The following is a 23,968-nucleotide window of genomic DNA, read 5'->3' on the forward strand; positions in this document are numbered from 1 at the left end:
AAATGGCACAAAAAAGCCTATGAATTTAATCATAGGCTCTTTAATCAATTATTTCGCAACAGCTTTTTTAGCAGCGTCTGCTAATTGAGCGAATGCAGCTGCATCGTTTACAGCTAGATCAGCTAACATTTTGCGGTTAACTTCAATTTCAGCTACTTTTAAACCGTGCATTAAACGGCTGTAAGAAAGACCGTTGATGCGAGCAGCAGCATTGATACGTGTGATCCATAGTTTACGGAAATCACGTTTCTTTTGACGACGGTCACGATAAGCATATTGACCAGATTTCATTACTGCTTGGTTAGCAACTTTATATAATGTATGTTTAGAGCCAAAGTAACCTTTAGCTAATTTTAAAACTTTTTTACGACGAGCGCGTGTTACAGTACCGCCTTTTACGCGTGGCATACAAATTACCTCCTGCTATTCATTACTGAATATATTATATTATTATTTAATGTTTGTAAGTAAAGATTTAATGCGTTTGTAGTCACCAGGTGACACGATGTTAGCTTTACGTAGGTGACGTTTAGCTTTTGTAGATTTGTTTGCGAATAAGTGGCTGCCGTAAGCACGGTCATATTTTAATTTACCAGTACCCGTTTTTTTGAAACGTTTAGCTGCGCCACGGTGAGTTTTCATTTTTGGCATTTCGAATTCCTCCTAAACTGTTCGACTAAAACTTATTTTTTCTCGTTCTTAGGTTGAAGCACTAAGAACATACTTCTGCCTTCCATTTTCGGTTTTTGTTCAACCGTTGCAACGTCGGCACAAGCTTCTGCAAAGCGATCTAATACTTTTTGGCCAATTTCTTTGTGCGTAATTGCACGGCCTTTAAAGCGGATAGAAGCTTTTACTTTGTCCCCTTTTTCAAGGAACTTAATTCCGTTACGCAATTTTGTTTGGAAATCGTGTTCATCGATTGTAGGACTTAATCTTACTTCTTTCATCACGATGACTTTTTGGTTTTTGCGTACTTCGCGATCTTTCTTTTGTTGCTCGAATTTGAATTTACCATAATCCATGATACGAGCTACTGGTGGCTTGGCTTGAGGAGCCACAAGGACAAGATCCAAATTTGCACGTTCTGCAATTGTCAAGGCTTCATTGCGTGTTTTTACTCCAAGCTGATCACCATTATGGTCGATTACACGAAGTTCACGTGCGCGAATGCCTTCGTTTACATACATGTCTTTGCTAATAACAATCCACCTCCAAGTAGTGTCGCGAATACATGGTTTGGGCTAGTTGCCCGATGATCGGTACGGTACTTTCGATGTCCACAAAAAAAGGCGGACATTAGTCGAAATGTCCGCCCGCGAGATATATGTACACGCGAAAATGCGTGATCCGTTCTATCATAGTACCTGTCAACATCAAAAATCGAACAGGTGAGAAGCGGGCAGCCTCTACTTCAACCACAAACTTGTATTCATAACCTTAACTATAATAACATGCTCGCAAAACACTGTCAATGAATAATACAAATCTTCTTTTACTCGACACAAACTCTCGCTATCTTACTTCGCAATGTTTCAATTCCAGTCTAAAAGGCTATAGAACAACATATGCTAGGTTTTCAGAAATTTTATTAATTACTTTAGTGGGGGAGAGAAAAATGTTGAAACAAAAAATATTATTTATTTCAGAACATGGTGATCCGCTTGTTCCACTTGGTAGTAAACAAGCAGGCGGGCAAAACAACTATGTAAAACAACTGGCGCTGGCTTTAGAAGAAAAAGATTATGAAGTAGATGTGATTACACATTGGTCAAATGCACAGTCGCCTCAAATAGAACACTTCGGAAAGAATAATCGCGTAATACGCATTGCTGCAGGTCATATAGGAGTCATTGAAAAAGAAAAGATCTTTGACTTACTGCCTGCTTTTTATAAAGAGATGCTACAGCTTATTAATATAGAAGAATACTCACTCGTACACACGCATTACTGGATGTCAGGTATTTTAGGCAGCATGCTCAAGAACGAATTTAGCATTCCATGGGTGCACACTAATCATTCACTCGGCATAGCCAAGAAAAATGGTATTGGCGAAGCAAGTCAAATTCGTCTTCAAATGGAGAACAAGGTGCTTACAGAAGCTGATGAAATTATTGCTACCACTCAAAATGAAAAAGAGTTGATTGAGAGCACAGTTCCATCCCCTGCTCCTATCAAAGTGGTTTCCATTGGCGTATCTGCAAGGTATATTGAGACCCCGCTTAATCTACATCAGGATCCATACTACTTATATGTTGGCCGTTTGGAAAAACCAAAGGGCATTTATGTCTTACTTGAAGCCTTCAAATTATTATTACAGAACCATCAAGTGCCAGATGACATTAAATTATTTGTCATAGGTGGCAGTAAAAATGCCATCGATCACATGACAAACGATCCTAAAAACAAAGATTTACGCGAGGCAATTAAAGGATTTGAAAATCGTATCCTATTCTTAGGGCCAAAAACAGAAAAAGAACTTGCCGATTATTATCGCAATGCTATCGCAACTATTGTTCCATCCTTCTACGAATCATTCGGCATGGTGGCAGCTGAAGCACAAGCATGCGGTTGCCCAGTTATTGCTTCTAAAGTTGGCGGATTGCAAGATGTCGTTCTCCCTAGACGCACTGGTCTTCATGTAGCGAGAGGCGATGCTGAAAAATTCGCTGAGGCGATGAATATCCTCTTAAACAATGAAGCATTAAATAAAGTGCTTGGGTATAATGCTAAAACAAATGCTGAAAAGCAATTTGACTGGTGCGAAATTGCTGGCCAAATCAGCACTATCTATAAGGAGTTACAACATGAATGCATTCAAAAATAACATTATTGCAACTGATTTAGATAACACATTAGTTGGTGACGAAGAAGCTCTTCGTACACTGCTTCGTACAATAGAAGGATCATTCTCTACTATTTTTATTACAGGTAGGCACAAACAATCTACACTACAATTGTTAGAAGCACATGGGATTCCCCTGCCGGATATTTTGGTTTGCGATGCTGGGGCTACCATCTACACAGGGCCTGATTTCCAACAAGATATTGGCTGGAAACAGAAAACACAGGCACACTGGCAGCCGGAACATATCAAATTCATCATGACCTTCCTTCCTTCAATTGCAAAACATCCTGTACCTAATGAAAATCGCCTATCCTACACCATTCAAGATGAAAATATAGTAGAAGCAGCTAAACTGCAATTAAAAAATGCAGAGACCCCTTGCCATTGCATATATAGTTCAGGGAAAGACTTTGATATATTGCCAGAAGGAGCTAATAAAGGCTCTGCTCTGCAATATGTAATAGAACAATATGCATCCGGAACAGCAAGAGTACTTGCAGCAGGTGATTCAGGAAATGACGAAGATATGCTAACTCAAGGATTTCCAGCTGTCGTCGTTGCTAACCATCAGCCTGAACTCGAAAAACTACGCGGTTATCCAAACATTCACTTTGCAGAACATGAATTTGCTGCAGGTATATTAGAAGGTTGGGAACATTTTTATTCACTTGTGAAGAAATAAGAAAGCGGCTTTCGTTCGAATACACGAAAGCCGTTTTATATTGTCTTCTAATGATACCGAGTTAATTTAGAATTAGTTTATCTAGGTACTGGTTCATCACATTTTTTTATAATTCGTTTAAATTTTTTATCATAGGATACACGATTAATAAAATTATAGTACCATTTTTGATAAAGTCCATTTTCTCCATAATCATGGATAACTTTAAGGATATATATAAAGGTTGGATGGTATTCTAAAACTTCATTTTCTACCATTGATAATCCTTTATGAAAGTATTTAACTGCCTCTTTATACTTCTTAATTTTTGTTAACTCCATTCCTATATTAATCATAACGCTTGATCTCTCTCTTTTATCAGTCAATGTATCCAAACCGTTTTTCAGAGTTGAAATGGCTTTACTATGACATTTTATTTCTGAAAAGAAAAATGCAAGATAAACAGTTTTTTTATACCCCATACTTAACCTCTTTTATATTTGTAATTAGAATAAATGAATTTCATTTATTTCCTTATTGGATTTTAGTTCATTCAATACAGCATCATTCCCATGAATAACAATATGGAAAGAGCTAGGAAAAGTAGGAAACGAATCATAATTCCTTCCTTCTCTCCACTCTTTAACCGATGAACCTAATAAACCCATAAAAATTCTTTTTTGTATTTTATCATTTTTACTTAATAATAAGTGGAAATCTTGGAAAAACAACACGTATTGTTTGCTATTTAGCCATTTTAAATCATTAAGACATTCATCAAGAGAATCCCAATTATTGTTGAAGTAAGGGGGGAATTCAAGTTTTTTCGCAAATTCTTTATAAAAGCGCCTCAAACTTTTACATTTCTCTCCCTCTATTAAAGCAGTAAAATTCCCACTGTTTTTGTAAGATTCTATTGTATGTTCATATAAATTTTTAAATAATTTCTTTTCATATGTCATATGAAAAAGTACTTCCATATTTTCAAAATCAATTGTATTCATGTTTTTCTCCTAATAATTTGTATCACTCTAGTTTTTTATTGCCTTGACAATAAATAAGAAATAATTAGTTCCATGTTAATGGAAGATAAGATGAAGTACTCCAGTGTCTTATTGTATTAACTAATCCAAAATATTATTTTGCTGTTTTTTAGTTTTAAAGCCTTCTAGAACTGTAACAATTGCTATCATCCAAATAAGAGGGTTTTTTATAGAAATCCCTGATAAAGAATGGCCTCCTAGTGCAGTTAATAAAGCTGTAAGCGCTAGTAAATAAACAGTAATGAATACCTTAAATTTCACAGAGGTCTTCTCTTTATTTTTGTTGGTATAATTTATAATAGCGAATAAAACTATAGCAATTAACATCAAGGCAATTAAAAGTGATCTTGGTATATAGAAGATGTTTTGCAAACTAGGAAAGAAATCGTATACTAGCAAAATACTAAGAAACAAAGGAATTATAATATTTTCCAAAATTTTCATACGTCACCTCTTTAATATATTTTTAAATACTACAAATTGGCGTTTTCGATATATCTAAATCTTTTTTACTCTTATTTACATACATACACATTATTATTAATAATACTATAAAAGACCTTAAACTCTATAAGAGTTTAAGGTCTACTTTTGTCGTTTACATTCTTAACATAAATGTAAGATATACACGTTTAATATTTTATAAGTGTTGCCACGAGTTCAAACCCTGCACCAATTGTCCAGAAGATCACATAATCATTTCGCTTTATTTGGCCAGACTTTACTCCTTCGTGTAAAGCTATAAAGGGACTACTTGTACCTGTATAGCCAAACTCATCCCCTATGTATACCACTTGTTCATCAGTTAAGCTAAAATGCTCTTTAATTTTCTTAATGTTACTTAATGCAAATTGTGAAAAACAGTATTTAACTTCACTAGGATTTACGTTATTTCTTTTAAATAGAGTCTCAAGCATGCCATAGGTCGCATCTAAAACTATGCCACCATCAAAAGGAATAGTTCTAGCATACTTTAAGTCACCTGTTTCCCGAATCCCCTTTGTTAATCCTTCTGCTGGATACATCATTTTCTCAGCAAAAACTGTATTTACATGATATGTAGAATCAATAAAACCAACATCCTCTGTTGTTCTTTCTATAATCATTGCCGCAGCACCATCGGCAAAGCATGTATAACATAGTGGATCTTCAGGGTCACTAATTAAGGACCAATAATCCGCTCCGACAATTAATGCATACTGTAACGACGTATTAGACTTCATATAATGACTGACTTGTTCTAGTGCTACCGTCATACCTGCACAATTCGCATTCAAATCGTATACAATTGTTTCTGCTTTCGGTTTAATAGCATCAAATAATCGAATAGCATTTGAAGGTAAAGTAGTTTCTGGCGTTTGTGAGGTAAAAATAATCATATCCAAATCTTTTGCAGTAAGCTTTGTTTTTTCTAAAACAGCATTCACCGCTTTAATTCCCATTGTTAAGGACGTTTCATTTGGATCATCGTTTATATATCGACGTTCTCTTCCCATTGCTTTTAAAAGACCCCGAACATCTTTTCCTTGTTTATCAAAATGCTCAGTATAATAATCATTATCTACACTGTTTTGAGGATGAAAAATAGCCACATCTTTAATTTTAATATTATTCATGCTGCAAAATTCTCCTTTGATGTTCAAAAAGGCTATAGTAAATTACTATAACCTTTTCAGTTTTTATTTATTTGTTGATAACATCAGCATTTGTTAATCCCGCTTTACGGGCAATACGTGATAATTGCATTTTTAATATTGTGTTATTTTGCACTACAAAGATAACTTTTTTGAATCCTGCTTGAAGATAGAGTCCCATAGCGCCTTCTAATGATTCAGCCATTTCTTGATTCAGTACTTTCATGCCTGTGCAATCTACATCCAGCTCAAAATTACTTGCATCAACAGAAGCAACTGTTTGTTGGAATTCTGTAGCAAACCGTTGTGCTTCTGGGATTGACATTTGTTCTCCCACCGTTACTTCTACTTTTTTAGCTGAAATATTTTTTGTGATTTTATAAGTGGATACTGACATAGACTTACTTTTCCCCTTTTAATATAAATATTTAAGAAAATATGGTGTTTTTACCTTTTCCCTAGAACATTTTAACAAACTAATAATAAAGTTGCAAAATCATTTTTGATAAAAGAGGATATAAAGACGTGTTTTTCACATATTTTTCACATAAAATTGTCTCTGTATATTTTTAAATTAATTATACTTTATACCTACAAAGATATCTAACATAATAATTTTCTACTAGCATTTAACCGGAGCGTTGACTTACATGTAGTTGGAATTAAGGGCTTTAACTCAACTTTACATACTATATATCTTACTTTGCTTCTTTTCTTCTGTTTATTATTATAGCTTTCCATAGTTATGTTTCATCTGAATAAGTAATTATATAACTTTAGGACCACAAAGAATTCAATACTTAATTAAAATTACTTCTTCTACATCAAACTGAAAAATAACTATTTCATTATTTGATAACTGAGTTACTTTTACTCTTTCCTGACTATTTATTGGTAAGTCAAAATTTAAACTGTCTAATGATTTAATCATAAAAAAACAAAATCCATTCACATATTCATATTCTCTAAGAATGCTTAGGCTTTTATTAAAGTTATTTTTTCTTGAGATACTTATTAAAGAAAATGAGTTGTTCTTTTTAAGAAGTAGATATTCTAGGCCTAATTTTGCTAACATGAAATTAGAAACTAAAATTACAAAACTATATTGTTTCTCCCAATAATCTTTAAAAACACTTTCTGGTTTTGCTTCTAACATATGATTTAGTTCTCTTGGTTCTTCATTTGTTAGGACAGAAAGTACAAATTCATTTTCATACCGGTCCTCTAACAATTCCAAATCTCTTCTCTGATAAATCATTCCTTATCTCTCCTTTTTGCTAAAAGTTTAATAACCCCTATAGATAAACTTGAATTCAACCAGTATTATATTTAATATTAAAAGTAAAATTTATTCCTAATCAATGGAGTGTTCTATGGATATAAATCTCTTGATAGAAAAGTGTATTAAATCTGCTATTGATTATGGAAATTCTGCATTTGAAATTGTTGAAAAACCTAGAAAACAAATAGATTATATGATATATGTTTCAAAAACTTTAAAGAACTAAAAAGAATAGACACTAATGAGTTAGAGAAGTTACTTGATCATCCAAATGATTATGTAAAGTTCAAGTCTGCTATTCACTTTCTATCAGTAAATGAGGAAAAAGCAAAAGAGGTATTAAAACCTTTAGCGAGGAAACCTGAGCTGTTTGGTTTTAGTACGGAAATATTACTTAGCGAATGGGATGAAGGAAATTTAAAAGATTATCTTAAATAAAAAATTCAAAGGATTTTTGTTAGTAGTCCTTTGAATTTTACGTTTTTTATATATTATTTAATAAGATGATCCATCTTTAAAATCCCATTTGTAATAAAGTGACTAATGATTACGAAGATAGGTAATACGAAAATTTTTGTTGTTTCCATTAATCTAGATGCCATTACTATCGAGTAATAAATACATACGATTGATAAAATGATCGTACTAATACTTAAATCCTTTTGCATATCCCAAATAGCTTGCAAATAAAAAGCAGAAAATATAAATATAAAAATAAAGATAAAAAGTTTAAAGTAATTCAATATATAAGTCCCCTTTTTTACCTTTGTTGTCCCCTAAATTCCTAAATTTATTTGTCTCATAATGAATAATTTAAAATTCACATATAAATCTTAGAGTTTAATAATAAAACAAAAGAATAATTCCAAATAGAAAACAAGCGATCACAAATGTAACATAAAAACCAGGAACCCCTAAAGTAACCTCAAGTATTATCGAAATAATGGTTTTAGGTAAACTCGATTTACTCTCTTTATAATCTTTTATTAACAAATTGATTAGCCAAATTAAACTTACTGCTACTATCAATTCTAATAAAATACCAATTAATATGTGCACTTTATATCCCTCCTTTTGCCATCAACTATAAATATTCTCCATACTTTATAGATGACATAAGAAGAGCAGCAAGATACCTTCTTGAGATTGAATTCTAAAAGTAAAATTTTAATAAAATAGCCTAAAAAAATAGTAACTTACTTTTAAATAAAAATAAACTACTTAAGAATAATTATCTAAATTTATTTAAAATCAAAAAGCGGCTTTTCGTCTAATAAACGAAAAGCCGCTATTGATACATCTAGCCCAAATGTTGTACGTCTTCTAAAATTTTGTTTAGGAATTCATCAAATGGAACAGTTTCAGAATCCTTAGAGCCATACTTGCGGACATTGACGCTGCCATCAGCCATTTCTTTGTCGCCTAGTACAAGCATGTACGGAATCTTTTTCATTTGTGATTCACGGATTTTGTAACCCAGTTTTTCGTCTCGGTAATCCATTTCCACACGCAAGCCTTTTGCTTGAAGTTTTTCTTGTACGCTCTTCGCATAATCGAAGTGAACATCGTTGGAAACAGGGATCACTTGAACTTGCACTGGTGCTAACCAAGTTGGGAATGCACCTTTATATTCTTCGATCAAGAATGCAACAAAGCGTTCCATTGTTGATACGACACCGCGGTGAATAACAACAGGACGATGTTGTTTGCCGTCTTCTCCTACATAGTTCAGGTCGAAGCGTTCTGGCAATAAGAAGTCAAGCTGTACAGTGGACAATGTTTCTTGTTTGCCGATAGCAGTTTTTACTTGAACATCTAGTTTGGGGCCATAGAATGCCGCTTCCCCTTCAGCTTCATAGTAATCCAATCCTAATTCATCCATTGCTTCTTTCAACATGCTTTGCGCTTTATTCCACATTTCATCATCATCAAAGTACTTTTCAGTATCTTGTGGGTCTCTATAAGACAGACGGAATTCGTAGTCATCCAAGTTGAAATCTTTATATACAGCTAAGATTAGTTCCACTACTTTTTTGAATTCTTCTTTGATTTGATCTGGACGAACGAATAAGTGTGCATCGTTTAGAGTCATGCCGCGGACACGTTGAAGGCCAGATACAGCGCCACTCATTTCGTAACGGTGCATAGTACCAAGCTCTGCAATACGTAGCGGAAGGTCTCGGTATGAATGCATAGATGATTTGTACACCATCATATGGTGCGGACAGTTCATTGGACGTAGCACTAGTGTTTCGTTATCCATCTCCATTGGCGGGAACATATCTTCTTGGTAATGATCCCAGTGGCCTGAAGTTACATACAAGTCTTTTGAGCCAAGAACTGGTGTGTAAACATGTTTGTAGCCAAGAGAGACTTCTTTATCAACGATATAGCGTTCGATTGTACGACGGATTGTCGCACCATTTGGCAACCATAATGGAAGGCCCATGCCTACTAATTTGTTGTTAGTGAATAATTCAAGCTCTTTCCCAATTCTACGGTGGTCACGTTCCTTTGCTTCTTCTAACATTTGTAGGTGTGCTTTTAAATCTTCCTTGTTAAAGAAAGCAGTACCGTAAATACGTTGAAGCATTTTGTTGTCGGAGTTTCCTCTCCAATAAGCACCAGCGATAGAAAGCAGCTTGAATTCTTTAATTTTTCCTGTTGAAGGTACATGGACACCACGGCAAAGGTCGAAGAATTCGCCTTGTTCGTAGATTGATACTTGTTCATTTTCAGGAATAGCTTCAAGAAGTTCCACTTTGTATTCATCATCTGCAAAGCGTTTTTGCGCTTCTGCACGAGATACGTCGTGACGAACGATTTCAAGATTCTCTGAGATGATTTTTTTCATTTCTTTTTCAATACGCGGGAAATCATCAGAAGTAATTGGTTCCGGTGAATCGATATCATAGTAGAAGCCGCCTTCAATGACCGGCCCTACGCCAAGCTTCACGCCATCGAATAAACGTTTTACAGCTTGTGCAAGTAAATGTGCAGTTGAATGACGCATAACTTCTAATGATTCTTCATCATTAGGTGTTAATATAGCAATAGTACCATCACTTTCAAGTGGTGTTTTTGTGTCTACTAAAGCACCATTGAATTTGCCGGCAATTGCTTTTTTACGTAGTCCTGGACTGATAGATAAAGCGACTTCATCTGTAGTAATGCCTTTTTCAAACTCTTTTACTGAGCCATCTGGGAATGTTAATTTAATCATTTTTATCTCTCCTTTTTATTTTTTCAAGAGCTCTAGGCCACAAGCTAGGAGATTTTTTGTCTATTTGTTTTTAAATACACAAAAAAACCTCATCCGCAAAGGGACGAGGTTTGTGCTCGTGGTTCCACCCTTCTTCCTTCTAAACAAGAAAATCCTTGTATAGACGAAGCTCAAGATCGGTTAACGGACCGCTTCCGGCGACAATTACTGTTCTCTTTCACTGACGCTGCTCCAAGGGGGTAAATTGAATGCCGTTACTAAGAAGCTCTCACCAGTTGCTTCTCTCTCTTTAAGCCGTACAGACAATTGTTGTCCTTTTCTAAGCATTTAATATTTAGATTATGTTTGAAATTATAAACTGAATCTTTTTGAAAATCAAGTGAAATCATTTAATCTTGATAAAGCCTTCTGTTTTCACCAATCATCTCGAAGTCTGTAGTAAGTGCCTTGACGCGCTCCATGATACGAGCTGCTTTCATGACATCTACTTCCCCTTTTTGTGTTGTCGCGAAATGTTTCTCCAATTGATCATAGTCATAATTGGAGGTAATGAAAACTGGCAAACCTTCATTCATCCGATATTGAAGAATGGTACCAATGATTTCATCTCTCGTCCAAGCAGACAAGTTCTCTGCCCCTATATCATCCAGCATTAAGACGGGTGCTTTTTTGACGAAATCCACTTTTTCTGACAGCGTTTGATCACCAATAGCACTCTTTAATTCACTTAGAAAATCTGGGACATATACCATAACTGTTTTAATTTCCATGGTTGCCAGTTCATTGGCAATGGCGCCAAGTACATATGATTTACCAACACCAAAGTTGCCATAAATATAATAGCCAGTCTTCGGTAATTCACCTGTTTTGCGTACTTTTTGAATAAACAGTTCTGCTACATCACTGATTGTCTCCTTAGAAGGATTGCTTTTATCCAAGTCATCAATACGAGCTTTCAATACATCCTTAGGCATATGCATACTAGAAATCATCGAAGCTGCCCTACGACGGTTATCTTCCATCCTCTTAGTTTGGCATGGAATGTATTCAAGATCGATTTGCCCTCTAATGACTGTGAGCTTTGGAATGAAGCCATTGATCGCATTTTTACAGAGAGCGACAGATTCGCAAGCACTGCAGTCATGATGCTGATTGACATATTCATAAAGCTTGCCTAAACCTCTTTCGACCATTTCCCTATTGGCAACTTGATCATTTTCAGCGAGAAACTTTTGAACATTTTGATTTTCTAAGATTTCTTTTTGCATTTCGTTATAGCGTGATTGAAATTGTGAATCCATCATTTTTTTCAGTTCTCTGTTAATCGGCTGCATGTTATGAATCCACCTCTCCTTCTTTCAATCCTAATTTTTTCATTACTTCTTGCCGTTTCTTATCATAATCGGTATGAGTTGTTTCTTTGTTTTCCTCTTTTTTCTGCTGTTGTTTCATTTTATTTTCATAGTACCAGTCAGGTACATTTTGCTTTTGGTTGTATGTTTGATTTTTCGGGGTATATTGCTTCCGATTCTTTTGGAGCTGATAATCCTCCGCAAATTTGAACGCCCCTTCAGCACTTTGAACATTATTCTTTCGCCAATTTGTTGCGATAGACTGAATAAAAGAACTGTTTAGATTAGCGTTGCTTACATAGTAAGCATAATGAATTAATGTATTCATAACTGATTTATTAATGTCGTCATATTTCGCAGTAAAATCTTCAACCACCTTAACATCCTTTTCAAACGGCGTTTTCCCTTTTACAAGCATGCTTAGCAATTCCTTCGGTGAGGCTTGCTCCAGTATTGTAATAGCCTCTTTTTTTAAAGCAGCAGGATTTTGAAAATCCTTGTCTACAAAATGAGCTAAATGATAAAATGCACCTGCGCTTGCTTTGAGAACTTTATATTCTTTTGTATAATCTTTCTTTTCGCTAGGAAGCTGTTGTTTTGGGTCATTGCTTTTTTGTTCTTCAAATTCCCTCGCTAATTTCATTGCTTCCCGCGCTGTTTTTACACCTGTATGTCGCCAATGAGAGGCAATGGTCTCAATGTATTTGCGGTTCAACTTTCCGTGGTTACGCAGAAAAACATAATGTATGAGTACATTAACAACAGGCGTTGACATCTCATATTGCATTACCAAGTCTTCCACTAATTGAATATCATTTGGGAACGGTTCTCTACCGCCCGCTACATCTTTTAGGACATCGATGGGTGAAGAAGATTCAAACCATCGGATTAATTCCATTTCCATCGGATTTAAGTCTTCTTCTATAATTGGCGTATGCTCAAATACTTCTTGTTTTTGGGCAATCGGCTGCATGGACGGTGGCTCTTTTGAAACGGTGAGTTTATAATAATCAGCTGCTTCTTTCTTCAATCGTAGATCACTTAAATTCATCCCGTCATCTAATGCTAGAAGAATCACTTTTTGCATATCAAATGGAGTCAAATGATATAAAAAGGCCAACTTTGCAATCGTAGCTTTAATTTCTGCAGTCAGAATAGAAGAAGGGACAAGCTGTTCAGACAGACTCGTCCGCAGCAATTGAAAATCGAATTCTTCATAGTGGAACGGAAGCTCTTTCGGCTTTTCCTGTAATCCTGTCAATTGGATACCATCTGATGGGATATTATGCGAAACGGGACGATACACATCCGTGAATGAACGTGACACCTCTTGATATCCAAAGTTCGATAACCCTTTTGTCACAAAACGCTGGCGCAAATTACGGTAAGCCGTTTCGCCAATCTTGCTAAACAAAAACATGGAAAGAAGCGGGTCATCAAAGAAAGCAGCGGCATCAAGCGGCGGCATGACATCATATATAAAAGAACGTGTTTCTTGCTCGTCTTTACGCCATGTGCGTAAAAGACCAATTGCTTCTAGTGCAATCCTTGATTCAAAGATACGCGCAATAGGCAAATCTAATGAATTCATTAAATGATAATGGGACATGGAGTAATCCTCTATATTCTCTCCTTCTGCCCATAATAAAAAATAAAGGCTGATCGGCTCTGCACCGATCAACGGTTGATATAGTAATGTAATTAATTTTCGATCATAGCTGGACAAGGGAAAAGGCACACGAATAGTTAAGCGATCAACTGGTTGCAGTTCTTTAAATAAGTTCATTAGCCAACATCTCCACCTTGATTAGTGTCCACTTTCGGTTTCCTTTGACTGTCTTTCAATCAGCTCTCTTAATTCATCAATAAACACATTAATATCTTTAAATTGGCGGTAAACAGATGCAAAGCGGACATACGAAACTTCATCTATTTTAGAGAGACGCTCCATGACCATCTCGCCAATATCCTCAGAACGAACTTCTGCATTGCCGATCCTACGGAGACATTGTTCAATATTAAAAACCAGTTCCTCCAACACATTTAAAGCGACTGGTCGTTTTTCACATGCACGGATGAGCCCCCGCAATACTTTCTCACGGCTAAATTCTTCGCGTGAGCCGTCTTTTTTGATGACAATCAGCGGCATTTCTTCTACTTTTTCAAATGTAGTAAAGCGATAACTGCAAGATTCACATTCTCTTCGGCGGCGTATCGCTTTATTATCATCAACAGGCCGGCTATCGATCACTTTTGTTCCATTATATTGACAAGCTGGACATTTCATAATTTTTCTCTCCTGATTACGCAACATATTAGTTTATCTATTATATCAAAAAATGTGCGAAATAGCCGAAAAAAGTGTACCAAAAACGGAACAAGTGGATAAATAGAATGCATGTGCCTCTTTTTGAGTACTTATAGGTCATAGCTAAATAAAAAACCTTCTAACCTAGTAGTAGATTAGAAGGCTATCTGAAATTAAATTCTATACATTTACAGTTTCTTTTAAACCTGCGACTACTTTTTTCGTTAAGTCTACTACTCTCGCAGAATAACCCCATTCATTATCATACCAAGCAAGCACCTTAACTTTATTGTCACCAATTGTCATCGTAGACAGACCGTCAATAATTGCAGAAGATGGATTGCTGTTGAAGTCGCTTGATACAAGAGGCTCCATTGTAAATTCAAGGATTCCTTTTAGCGAACCTTCAGTTGCTTGTTGGAATGCTTCATTCACTTCCTCAGCTGTAACATCACGTTTCAAATCTACAACAAGGTCAACAAGTGATACGTTTGGTGTTGGAACACGTAATGCCATACCGTGCAATTTCCCTTGTAATTCCGGCAATACAAGTGTTAGCGCTTTCGCGGCACCTGTAGAGGTAGGAATAATAGATTCAGCACATGCTCTTGCACGACGCAAATCTTTATGTGGATTGTCTATATTTTTTTGGTCATTCGTATAAGAATGGACAGTCGTCATTAATCCGTTCTCAATTCCGAATGTGTCGTTTAGTACTTTCGCGACAGGCGCTAGACAGTTTGTTGTACAGCTAGCATTAGAAATGACATCATGTTTTGCAAGATCAAGTTTATCATCGTTTACACCCATTACTACTGTAATGTCTTCATTTTTACCCGGCGCTGTTAAAATAACTTTTTTTGCGCCTGCTTCAAGGTGCAAAGCTGCTTTGCTACGCTCATTGAATTTACCTGTTGCTTCAATGACAAGATCAACACCCAACTCTTTCCAAGGTAAATTTGCTGGATTACGGTCGCTTACAAGTTGTACGTGTTTGCCGTTAACAATCAAAGCATTCTCAGTGGCTTCGATTTCACCTTCAAATTTACCGTGTGTTGTATCATATTTCACCAAATGAGCCAATGTCTCAGCAGGATAGCTAGCATTAATTGCCACAATATTAAGATCATCTTGCAAAATCGCTTGGCGGAAAACCATACGGCCGATACGACCAAAACCATTAATAGCGATAGAAACTGTCATGAAAAAAATCCTCCCTGTTTAGCGCGTTATACTTAATTACTTATCTCACAAATAGTATAACACATTAAACAGAAAGGAAAACCTATTATAGTGCTTATAGCTTAAAGTTTATATTTTCAGTATATTTTCAGACAATTGTATACTTTGATTAAATAATGTCCCACTCTTTTAGAATAGCTAACAATTGTGTACGTGTATTCTCTAAGTCACGATTGTTATAAATGACTGCATCTGCACCTTTTTCTTTTTCAGAGAGAGGCAGCTGCGTAGCAATTCGTGCTAACGCTTCTTCCTTTGACAAATGATTTCTCTCCATCAGGCGAGTTAATTGGTTCTCTTCTGTCACAGAGACAACAAGGATTTTTTCAACAAAATGCTGCAGATGGCTTTCAAACAACAAAGGAATATCCATTACGATATGTGGCTCCCCTGCTTCAGTTAGTTCATCGCGTTGTCTCAGCATTTCTTGCCGTATAGCTGGATGCATAATCGAATTTAACTCTACCCGTTTAGCGGGATTATGGAAGATGATTTCCCCCAATTTTTCACGGTTTAACTCACCGTTTTCTAGTAATACTTCTTTGCCAAACACTTCGCTTATTTTCTCCAATGTGGGGGTACCTGGTTCCACAACGATGCGCGCTACAAGATCTGCATCTACAATCGGCAGTCCTACTTCCTCCAGCATTTTCGCTACTGTACTTTTTCCGCTGGCAATGCTCCCAGTCAAGCCGATAATCAAATTACTCACTCACCTTTAATGTTGGCAATGCGGACAATAGACCGAATTCCTGCCCGCGATTACCATTTGTTTTGTATTAGTATGACATATTGGACACGCTTTCCTACCGTACATTTGAAGACGATTTTGCATGCTCCCTGCTTCTCCATTTATATTCCGATAGTCTGATATACTAGAACCACCTGCTTCTATACTTTCTTGTAAGATAGCGACAATGTGTGCGAATAAGTCTTTTTTCCGCTTTTCACTAATGCGCGCAATTTTCCTGTTCGGATGAATTTTCATGCGAAAAAGCGCTTCTGTTGCATAAATATTGCCACATCCAGCAACGACATGACTGTCCATGATTACTTCCTTCACAGGTTTATTCGCATATTTAGGCAAGACAGATTTCATTAGGAAATATTCCAGTGCCCCCGGTGAAAATGGTTCAGGAGCAATCTCAAGCAAAGGTGGATGATCCGCAATCGAATCAAGGAGCCTTAACTCTCCAAACCGCCTAATATCCGCATAAACAAGAAATTCATCTTCTTCAAAAGCCAATATGACATGGATATGCTTACGAAACTTTTCTTCTTTAATTTCGTTGAGCGAATGGACATGAAACCATGCGCCTGTCATGCCTAAATGGTTCACGAGAATCGCTTCATCTGCCCCATTCTCCAAATAGAAATATATATATTTGGATCTTCGTTCAACATCTATTATCTTTGACCCTTTCAACCTATTAGAAAAGGTCTCAGGGTCCATTCCTTTTATAATACACGCCTTCCCTTTGTTGATCGATGTACAGATCGTATTTGAAACCTCGACGTGACGGATAGTTTTTCCCGCCACGACAGGTTGAAGCGAACGTACAACACCTTCTACTTCTGGTAATTCAGGCATGTTATCACTTCCTTACTTTGTTTCATACCACGTATCGCCTGAAGCGAATTCTGCTTTTAGTGGCACCTGGAGTTTAATGGCATTCGCCATCACTTCAGGTACTAATTTTTCTAGTATGGCGATTTCTTCATTCGGTGCTTCAAAAATCAATTCATCGTGCACCTGTAACAACATTTTTGCTTTTAGGTTATGCTCTTTTAAAGCTTTTGCCATATCTATCATCGCTTTTTTGATAATATCTGCCGCACTGCCTTGGATTGGTGTATTCATTGCTGTCCGTTCTGCAAAGCTTCGTAGATTAAAATTAGAACTATGCAGATCAGGTAGATAGCGGCGACGATTTAAGATGGTTGCTGCAAATCCTTTTTCTTTAGCTTCTTGAATACTTTCTGCCATATATTTTTTAACGCCTGGGAAACTGGATAGATAGCGTTCGATAAAGTCTGCAGCTTCTTTTCGCGTAATATTTAAGTTTTGAGATAACCCATAATCACTAATACCATAAACAATCCCAAAGTTTACTGCTTTTGCGGCACGTCTCATATCGGAAGTCACTTCATCTGCCTCAACATGGAATACCGTCATAGCCGTTTTTGTATGAATGTCTTGATCATGCACAAAAGCGCTTTTCAGATTTTCATCATTCGCCATATGTGCGAGAACTCTCAATTCAATTTGCGAATAATCGGCAGCAAATAGCTTCCATTCGGGATGAGAAGGCACAAATGCTTGGCGGATTTTTCGTCCCTCTTCCAAACGCACTGGGATATTTTGCAGATTAGGATCAATAGAGCTTAATCGTCCAGTAGAGGTTAATGCTTGCTGATAGCGTGTATGGATTTTCCCATCTTCTAGAATCACTTTTAACAAGCCCTCAATATAAGTGGATTGCAGCTTTCCTAGTTGACGGTATTCTAAAATATGCTGGATAATCTCATGCTCCGGTGCCAATTTTTCGAGCACATCAGCAGCTGTAGAATAGCCGGTTTTGGTCTTTTTAATTATCGGCAGGCCTAATTTTTCAAATAGAATAACACCCAACTGTTTAGGTGAATTGATATTGAATTTTTCGCCAGCTGCTTGGTATATTTCTTCTTCAATACTCTTTAATTTTTCAGCAAGCTCTCGGCCCATCTCAACAAGTCGTTCCCGATCTACTGTAATTCCTTCACTTTCCATTTCACTAAGAATCGAAGCGAGCGGCAATTCCAAATTTCGGTATAAATCAAATTGTTCATTCTCTTTTAATTGTTCTTCAAGCTTTGTCTGCAAGTGGAAAACAGCATTCGCTTTTCTGCTGGCATGTTCTGCAATGACTTCTTGGCTCGGGATCGCTTTCTTCGCACCTTTACCATAAATAATGTCATTGGTTTGGACATCGCGATAACCAAATTCTTTTGCTACAGCTGCCAAATCATCTGTAGACATTGCTGGATTCACGATATAAGCCGCCAGTATTAAATCGAATTCTACTCCTTTTAAATGGATATCGCTTCGATAAAGAGCTGATTGTATCGCTTTGGAATCAAAAACATATTTTTTCTGATTTTCATCCTGAAGCCAATCAATTAACTCGAGTGAATTTTGCAATTGTTCAAATGGGATATAATACGTCTTGTTTCCGTTTGATAAGGCCAGACCAAAACGTTTGCATGTATGATAGCTCTCATTTTCAAGTTCCAAATGAATCGCCATTGGACTTGCCAATTGATCTTTTGTTATTGTTTCGACGATATCCAGTTCGATGGCTTCAATTTCCTTTTCCTCGGTTTCAAATTCGCTCTTTTGAATCAGAGACTTAAAGGATAGATCTTGCCATAAAGAGAACAGCGTATCGACATCAGGTCCTTCATAATTTAACTCTTCAATCTTAATATCTATCGGTGCTTGGCGATTGATGGTTGCAAGCTCCTTACTCATTTTTGCTTGTTCTTCATTTGCTGCCAGTTTTTCCTTCAGCTTGGCACCACTAACTTCATCGATATGCTGATAGAGTTCTTCAATGGTCGGGTATTGTTTAAGCAATTTGATGGCTGTTTTTTCCCCGACACCTGGCACTCCTGGAATATTATCGGATGAATCGCCCATTAAGCCTTTCATATCAATAATTTGATGAGGTGTTAGCCCATACTTTTCTTCAATATGGCTTGGTGTGTAATGTTCGATATCTGTAATTCCTTTGCGTGTAATATACACGGTTGTGTTATCAGATGCGAGCTGCGTTAAATCCTTGTCACCTGATACAATAATCACTTCGAGTTTTTGCTCATCTGCTTCTTTACTTAGTGTCCCGATGATATCATCTGCTTCATAGAGATCTAATTCATATTGTTTAATACGATACGCATCTAGTAATTTCCTTAAATAAGGGAATTGCTCCGATAGTTCCGGCGGCGTTTTTTGTCTCCCGCCTTTATACTCTGAATAGGTGCTGTGGCGGAATGTGGTTTTCCCTGCATCAAATGCTACTAGCATCTTTGTTGGCTTTTCTTCTTCTAAAATCTTTTGTAGCATGGTGGTAAAGCCATACACCGCATTGGTATGGATACCTTGGTCGTTCGTTAACAACGGCAGCGCAAAAAATGCTCGGTATGCCAGACTATTTCCATCCAATAACAGCAATTTTTCCTTTGTCATTTTGGCACTCTCCTAGATATGTTTTTCTTCTTATAGTTATCATTCAACAAATTATATATTGAGGCTTTTCTTCATTCTGTCGATAGCCCACTTTGATAGATACACTTTGCTCTTCTTCATATTTTACCATGCATGCTTCTGGAAAGAAAAAAAGACGCAGACCCTATTTATAACTCAGTGGAAATTACTTAATCTAATCGAGAGTAAGCGGCACACACGCATTTATAGGTAGTAATCTTTACCCTTATATTTCATTTAAAAAGAGCAAAATGCATTTTAACCAAATAAAAAAACGAGGAAACTAATTCCTCGTTTTACGCTAGATTGAAAAACAGTCGCATGGTTGTTCCTTTTCCCTCAACACTGTCAACTTGTATTTTGCCATGGTGTGCTTCTACTAAATGCTTGACGATTGCTAGGCCTAAACCGGTACCACCTGATTTACGGCTACGGTCACGGTCCACACGATAAAAACGTTCGAATACCCGAGGAATCTCCTCTTCTTGGATACCTACCCCTTCATCTTCAATTTCAATAATTCCCTCATGTCCTTTTTTATAAAGCCTTAATGTAATTTTTGAATTTTCTTCTGAATAATTGATGGCATTGTCCATAAGGTTCAAGAGTATTTGGACCAACCGATGGGGGTCTCCATTAATGATGACATCTTGGTCTATTTCTGCTTCAAACTCCATCTCTTTCGCTTCTAACTTTGAGTGAATCATATCAACTGTTTGAACAATAATATCACGCAAGCTTGTTTTTTCCATATTGACCGTAAATCCTAGTCGCTCAATCTTCGATAAGTCTAGAAGATCATTGACAAGAATTTGCAGCCGATTGCTCTCCTTGTTGATAATATCTAAGAAATACAGTAAAGTACTTTGATCATTGTAAGCACCATCCAAGAGTGTTTCTGAAAAACCTTTAATCGACGTAACAGGGGTCCTTAGTTCATGCGAAACATTCACTACAAAATCTTTGCGTATCTGTTCAAGCATGACCACTTCCGTAATATCGTGAATAACGATTACAACGCCAAGCCAAAGGCCATGTTCACCAACTACCGGCGCTCCATATACTTCTATATCGCGGAATTCTTGCTGTATTTTTAAATGCAGCTGCTTTCTATATGGCACTTCTGTCATGAATACATGGTCTACAAAATCGACCAACTCTTCCGGCAAACCCAAATGGCGGAATTGCTGTTGCTGTATTTCTGCGTACTCCTGATGGAATAATTCCGTAAAAATACGGTTGGTGATGGTAATTTCACCTTTTCTACCAATCATCACTAGTGCGCTTCCCATATTTTCAATTAAGGTTTTTAACCGTTCTTGTTCAATCTCTCTTGTGGTCATGATTTCCTGCAAACTTCTTGCTAGGACATTCATCGCCTTGCTTAATCGGAGCGTAGGTGAGCCTGTTATTTCGTATGTTCTTGCACGGTAATTACCCTCAGCTAATTGAAGGGCTGTCTTTCTTGCATGATCAATAGGCCTTGCTAGATTTTTAATTAAACGGTCGGTCACAAATAACAACAAAATAAATGCCACTACAAAAATAATGCCTATTAACAACCAAAGCTGTAAGCGGATATCTGTTAAGTCTTGCGCTTTTGTATTGTGGGCAATTGAATCTATAACCTGATTTTTTTCTGTTTGAGTAATAGGATAAGGCAGCTTTTCAATGGCTTGTGACACATTTTCTTTAGACTCCAATGTATTGGTGGCCATCGAATCTTTTACTAAAAGCGGAAAAAGCTGCCCTAGTGTAAAGCCCAGACCAGCCAATGTAACAAGAAATAATGTACCAAATATAGACAGTAAACGGAATCGCAATGAGTGCATTAAACTTTAGGCTCCTCAAATTTATAGCCTAAACCACGAATTGTTTTTATGTACTTAGGTTTTCGGCTATTTTCTTCAATCTGTTCACGCAAATGGCTGATATGGACATCTACAATCCGCGTATCGCCAGCAAAATCATAATGCCAAACAGAGCTTAATAATTGATCGCGGGTAAGCACTCTATTCTTATTTTGTAATAGATAGATTAATAGTTCAAATTCCTTTGGTGTAAATTCAAGTGGTTTTCCGTCTAAATAGGCTTCAAAGCGTGTTGGAAGCACCTTAAGATGTCCCATATGATAAACTAGCTCACTTGTTTCTTCTTTCGCTTGCCGTTCGCCTACTTTTGATCGTCTTAAAACTGCCTTAACGCGGGCAATGACCTCACGGGGACTAAAAGGCTTTGTCATATAATCGTCTGCGCCTAATTCGAGCCCTAGCACTTTGTCAAATTCATCGTCTTTTGCTGTCAGCATAATAATGGGTGTGTTGATCTTCTGTACACGAAGTTCTTTACAAACTTCCATACCGTCTAATTTTGGTAACATCAGATCTAGCAAAATCAAATCTGGTTGTTCTTCTATAGCACGCTTTAAGCCTTCTTGGCCATCTAAAGCTGTGATTACATCATATTCTGCTTGTTTTAAATTGTATTCTAATAATGTTGATATCGAAATTTCATCTTCAATAATTAAAACCTTTGGGTTCATGTTTTTGCCTCCGCAGTAGTAGAAAACTTTATAATGGATGTGTAGGCGGAACTGCGACAATAGTTCCTTTTAATACAATCTCTTCTTTACTGTCTTTTCCTTCGACTGAAATAATAACTTCAGATTGCTCACGTTTGATTTCTTTCAATATTAACTCAATACTTATCGTATCGTAATGATACAAGGGTTTTGGGTATTGGAAGTGTTGCTCTCTTATATAAGCGCCTGGTCCTGGCAGATGCTTAGAAACGGCAGAACTAACAACACCTGCAAGCATGATTGCAGGCACTACGGGTTTTTCAAAAGATGTTTCCGCAGCATAGTCATGTTGAATGTATAATGGGTTATTGTCATTGGTAAGACCTAAATACAACAAGAGATCTTTATCTTCAATTTTCTCAGTCAGCAAGATTGAATCGCCTACGGCTAGTTCTTCTAAACTTTTTCCGAGTTTTCTTTTTTTATCGAGTAACACAAGAACCCCCCTTTAGAGCTTTCTATATTTCCATAGTATCAGCAATTGACTGAAAAATCGAGTTATTATCCAAAATTAAAAGGGATAGGCAACTATTGCCTATCCCCCTGCTTTAGATGCTAGGAAAGTACATTCATCACATTTTTTACAGCTTCAGCCGAATTGTCCAAAGAGGCTTTTTCATCTGTGGTTAAGTCCAACTCAATAATCTTCTCGATGCCGTCGCCTCCGAGAATTGTTGGTACTCCAAGATATATCCCATTGTAGCCGTATTCACCTTCCAAGTAGGCAATGGAAGGTAAAATCCGATGTTGGTCACGTAAGATGGCCTCAGCCATTTCTACAAGAGCAGCAGCCGGCGCATAGTATGCAGAGCCAGTACCAAGCAAGTTGACGATTTCTCCTCCGCCTGTCCGTGTGCGAGCCACAATTTCATCTAGGCGTTCCTTTGGAATTAATGTTTCAAGCGGTATTCCCCCAGCATACGAATAGCGGGTAAGTGGCACCATTGAATCGCCATGACCACCAAGCACGAAGCCAGTAATATCTTTAATAGAAAGATTTAATTCCTCAGCGACAAACGTGCGGAAGCGTGCAGTGTCTAGAACTCCTGATTGGCCAATAACGCGATTTTTCGGGAAGCCTGACTCTTCATATACGGTGTATGTCATCGCATCGACTGGATTGGTCAACACGATAATAGTAGAATTAGGCGCATGCTTTACAATCTCTGCAGTAACAGATTTCATGACAGATTGATTGATTTGCACCAAATCATCTCGGCTCATACCGGGCTTTCTAGCAACACCTGCGGTAATAATGACGATATCCGAATCTTTGGTATCTTCGTAGTTTGCTGTGCCGATGACTTTCGCGTCAAATCCTAGTACAGGTGCAGCTTCTGCCATATCTAAAGCCTTACCCTTCGTAGAATTTTCTGCTTGAGGAATATCAACTAAAACAACATCACCCAATTCTTTTTGCGCTAATAAAAATGCAGCTGTTGCACCAGTAAAACCTGCTCCAATAACGGAAATTTTTTTTCGATTAGTTGCCATTCTTACCTGCTCCTTTTCGTATAGTGTAAAAAAAGGAAAAGGGAGCAAAACTGT

The 23,968-nt window shown here is 36.9% G+C and carries 25 protein-coding genes and 1 other annotated feature; of the genes, 2 read left to right on the forward strand and 23 right to left on the reverse strand.

Translation table 11 applies throughout. The annotated features are described in order from the left end of the window. Window positions 1-48: 48 nt before the first annotated feature. Genes rplT through infC form a run of 3 tightly spaced genes read right to left on the reverse strand, consistent with a single transcriptional unit; the run spans window position 49 to window position 1,190 of the window. Window positions 49-408 (reverse strand): 50S ribosomal protein L20, encoded by a 360-nt coding sequence (gene rplT / locus RST01_RS08435; protein ID WP_066788767.1) that lies wholly within the window; start codon window positions 406-408, stop codon window positions 49-51. A gap of 42 nt (window positions 409-450) precedes the next feature. After that, window positions 451-651, reverse strand: coding sequence for a 50S ribosomal protein L35 (rpmI, locus tag RST01_RS08440; RefSeq protein ID WP_066788770.1), 201 nt, complete (start codon window positions 649-651; stop codon window positions 451-453). A gap of 32 nt (window positions 652-683) precedes the next feature. Further along, window positions 684-1,190, reverse strand: coding sequence for a translation initiation factor IF-3 (gene infC / locus RST01_RS08445; protein WP_066788772.1), 507 nt, complete (start codon window positions 1,188-1,190; stop codon window positions 684-686). A 428-nt stretch (window positions 1,191-1,618) separates the two neighbouring features. On the opposite strand from infC, the gene RST01_RS08450 reads away from it, so the two are divergent. Both RST01_RS08450 and RST01_RS08455 read left to right on the forward strand, forming a co-directional pair. Beyond that, entirely contained in the window at window positions 1,619-2,827 is a 1,209-nt protein-coding gene (locus tag RST01_RS08450; protein ID WP_244946680.1) for a glycosyltransferase, read from the forward strand. Further along, entirely contained in the window at window positions 2,808-3,530 is a 723-nt protein-coding gene (locus RST01_RS08455) for an HAD-IIB family hydrolase (protein ID WP_184117450.1), read from the forward strand. Before RST01_RS08450 ends, RST01_RS08455 begins: the two co-directional genes overlap by 20 nt. 77 nt (window positions 3,531-3,607) lie before the next feature. On the opposite strand, the gene RST01_RS08460 is transcribed toward RST01_RS08455, so the two are convergent. The 20 genes from RST01_RS08460 to mdh form a co-directional block, all read right to left on the reverse strand. Beyond that, complete coding sequence (locus tag RST01_RS08460) at window positions 3,608-3,991, reverse strand: hypothetical protein (RefSeq protein ID WP_147195943.1); 384 nt, start codon at window positions 3,989-3,991, stop codon at window positions 3,608-3,610. 24 nt (window positions 3,992-4,015) lie between these two features. Further along, entirely contained in the window at window positions 4,016-4,513 is a 498-nt protein-coding gene (locus RST01_RS08465; RefSeq protein WP_147195945.1) for a barstar family protein, read from the reverse strand. A 120-nt stretch (window positions 4,514-4,633) separates the two neighbouring features. After that, a complete protein-coding gene (locus RST01_RS08470) occupies window positions 4,634-4,996 on the reverse strand; it encodes a hypothetical protein (RefSeq protein WP_147195947.1) in 363 nt (120 codons plus the stop codon). 188 nt (window positions 4,997-5,184) lie between these two features. Next, window positions 5,185-6,168: a 3-oxoacyl-[acyl-carrier-protein] synthase III C-terminal domain-containing protein gene (locus tag RST01_RS08475; RefSeq protein WP_147195949.1), complete on the reverse strand. Its 984-nt coding sequence runs from the start codon at window positions 6,166-6,168 to the stop codon at window positions 5,185-5,187. A gap of 67 nt (window positions 6,169-6,235) precedes the next feature. Next, window positions 6,236-6,583 (reverse strand): hypothetical protein, encoded by a 348-nt coding sequence (locus tag RST01_RS08480; protein WP_147195951.1) that lies wholly within the window; start codon window positions 6,581-6,583, stop codon window positions 6,236-6,238. Window positions 6,584-6,979: 396 nt separating this feature from the next. Further along, a complete protein-coding gene (locus RST01_RS08485) occupies window positions 6,980-7,444 on the reverse strand; it encodes a hypothetical protein (RefSeq protein ID WP_147195954.1) in 465 nt (154 codons plus the stop codon). Window positions 7,445-7,959: 515 nt separating this feature from the next. Beyond that, window positions 7,960-8,211: a hypothetical protein gene (locus tag RST01_RS08495; RefSeq protein ID WP_147195956.1), complete on the reverse strand. Its 252-nt coding sequence runs from the start codon at window positions 8,209-8,211 to the stop codon at window positions 7,960-7,962. A 97-nt stretch (window positions 8,212-8,308) separates the two neighbouring features. Further along, window positions 8,309-8,527, reverse strand: a complete 219-nt coding sequence (locus tag RST01_RS08500; protein WP_147195958.1) for a hypothetical protein — start codon at window positions 8,525-8,527, stop codon at window positions 8,309-8,311. Window positions 8,528-8,768: 241 nt separating this feature from the next. Next, window positions 8,769-10,691 carry a threonine--tRNA ligase gene (gene thrS, locus RST01_RS08505; RefSeq protein WP_147195960.1) on the reverse strand — a complete coding sequence of 641 codons (1,923 nt, stop codon included), beginning with the start codon at window positions 10,689-10,691 and terminating at the stop codon, window positions 8,769-8,771. Window positions 10,692-10,787: 96 nt separating this feature from the next. Further along, window positions 10,788-11,022: a binding site (T-box leader), on the reverse strand. 58 nt (window positions 11,023-11,080) lie between these two features. Continuing rightward, window positions 11,081-12,025 carry a primosomal protein DnaI gene (gene dnaI, locus RST01_RS08510; protein ID WP_147195962.1) on the reverse strand — a complete coding sequence of 315 codons (945 nt, stop codon included), beginning with the start codon at window positions 12,023-12,025 and terminating at the stop codon, window positions 11,081-11,083. A 1-nt stretch (window position 12,026) separates the two neighbouring features. Further along, complete coding sequence (locus tag RST01_RS08515) at window positions 12,027-13,829, reverse strand: DnaD domain protein (protein ID WP_147195964.1); 1,803 nt, start codon at window positions 13,827-13,829, stop codon at window positions 12,027-12,029. Window positions 13,830-13,850: 21 nt separating this feature from the next. Then, window positions 13,851-14,330: a transcriptional regulator NrdR gene (nrdR, locus tag RST01_RS08520; protein ID WP_066788799.1), complete on the reverse strand. Its 480-nt coding sequence runs from the start codon at window positions 14,328-14,330 to the stop codon at window positions 13,851-13,853. Window positions 14,331-14,531: 201 nt separating this feature from the next. Then, window positions 14,532-15,554, reverse strand: a complete 1,023-nt coding sequence (locus RST01_RS08525) for a glyceraldehyde-3-phosphate dehydrogenase (RefSeq protein ID WP_066788803.1) — start codon at window positions 15,552-15,554, stop codon at window positions 14,532-14,534. 148 nt (window positions 15,555-15,702) lie between these two features. After that, the gene (gene coaE / locus RST01_RS08530; protein ID WP_147196136.1) at window positions 15,703-16,296 is read right to left on the reverse strand and encodes a dephospho-CoA kinase; all 594 of its coding nucleotides are present in this window, start codon (window positions 16,294-16,296) and stop codon (window positions 15,703-15,705) included. 15 nt (window positions 16,297-16,311) lie between these two features. Then, window positions 16,312-17,184 (reverse strand): bifunctional DNA-formamidopyrimidine glycosylase/DNA-(apurinic or apyrimidinic site) lyase, encoded by an 873-nt coding sequence (gene mutM / locus RST01_RS08535; protein WP_147195966.1) that lies wholly within the window; start codon window positions 17,182-17,184, stop codon window positions 16,312-16,314. Between the two features lie 12 nt (window positions 17,185-17,196). Next, a complete protein-coding gene (gene polA, locus RST01_RS08540) occupies window positions 17,197-19,821 on the reverse strand; it encodes a DNA polymerase I (protein WP_147195967.1) in 2,625 nt (874 codons plus the stop codon). Between the two features lie 314 nt (window positions 19,822-20,135). Then, window positions 20,136-21,671 carry a two-component system histidine kinase PnpS gene (pnpS, locus tag RST01_RS08545; protein WP_147195968.1) on the reverse strand — a complete coding sequence of 512 codons (1,536 nt, stop codon included), beginning with the start codon at window positions 21,669-21,671 and terminating at the stop codon, window positions 20,136-20,138. After that, entirely contained in the window at window positions 21,671-22,381 is a 711-nt protein-coding gene (locus RST01_RS08550) for a response regulator transcription factor (RefSeq protein ID WP_066788816.1), read from the reverse strand. The genes pnpS and RST01_RS08550 overlap by 1 nt, the downstream gene beginning before the upstream one ends. A 28-nt stretch (window positions 22,382-22,409) precedes the next feature. Then, window positions 22,410-22,856 (reverse strand): MaoC/PaaZ C-terminal domain-containing protein, encoded by a 447-nt coding sequence (locus tag RST01_RS08555; RefSeq protein ID WP_147195970.1) that lies wholly within the window; start codon window positions 22,854-22,856, stop codon window positions 22,410-22,412. Between the two features lie 119 nt (window positions 22,857-22,975). After that, window positions 22,976-23,914: a malate dehydrogenase gene (mdh, locus tag RST01_RS08560; protein ID WP_147195971.1), complete on the reverse strand. Its 939-nt coding sequence runs from the start codon at window positions 23,912-23,914 to the stop codon at window positions 22,976-22,978. Between the last annotated feature and the right edge of the window lie 54 nt (window positions 23,915-23,968).

The sequence above is a fragment of the Rummeliibacillus stabekisii genome (assembly GCF_007988965.1).
Taxonomy (GTDB): Bacteria; Bacillota; Bacilli; order Bacillales_A; family Planococcaceae; genus Rummeliibacillus; species Rummeliibacillus stabekisii.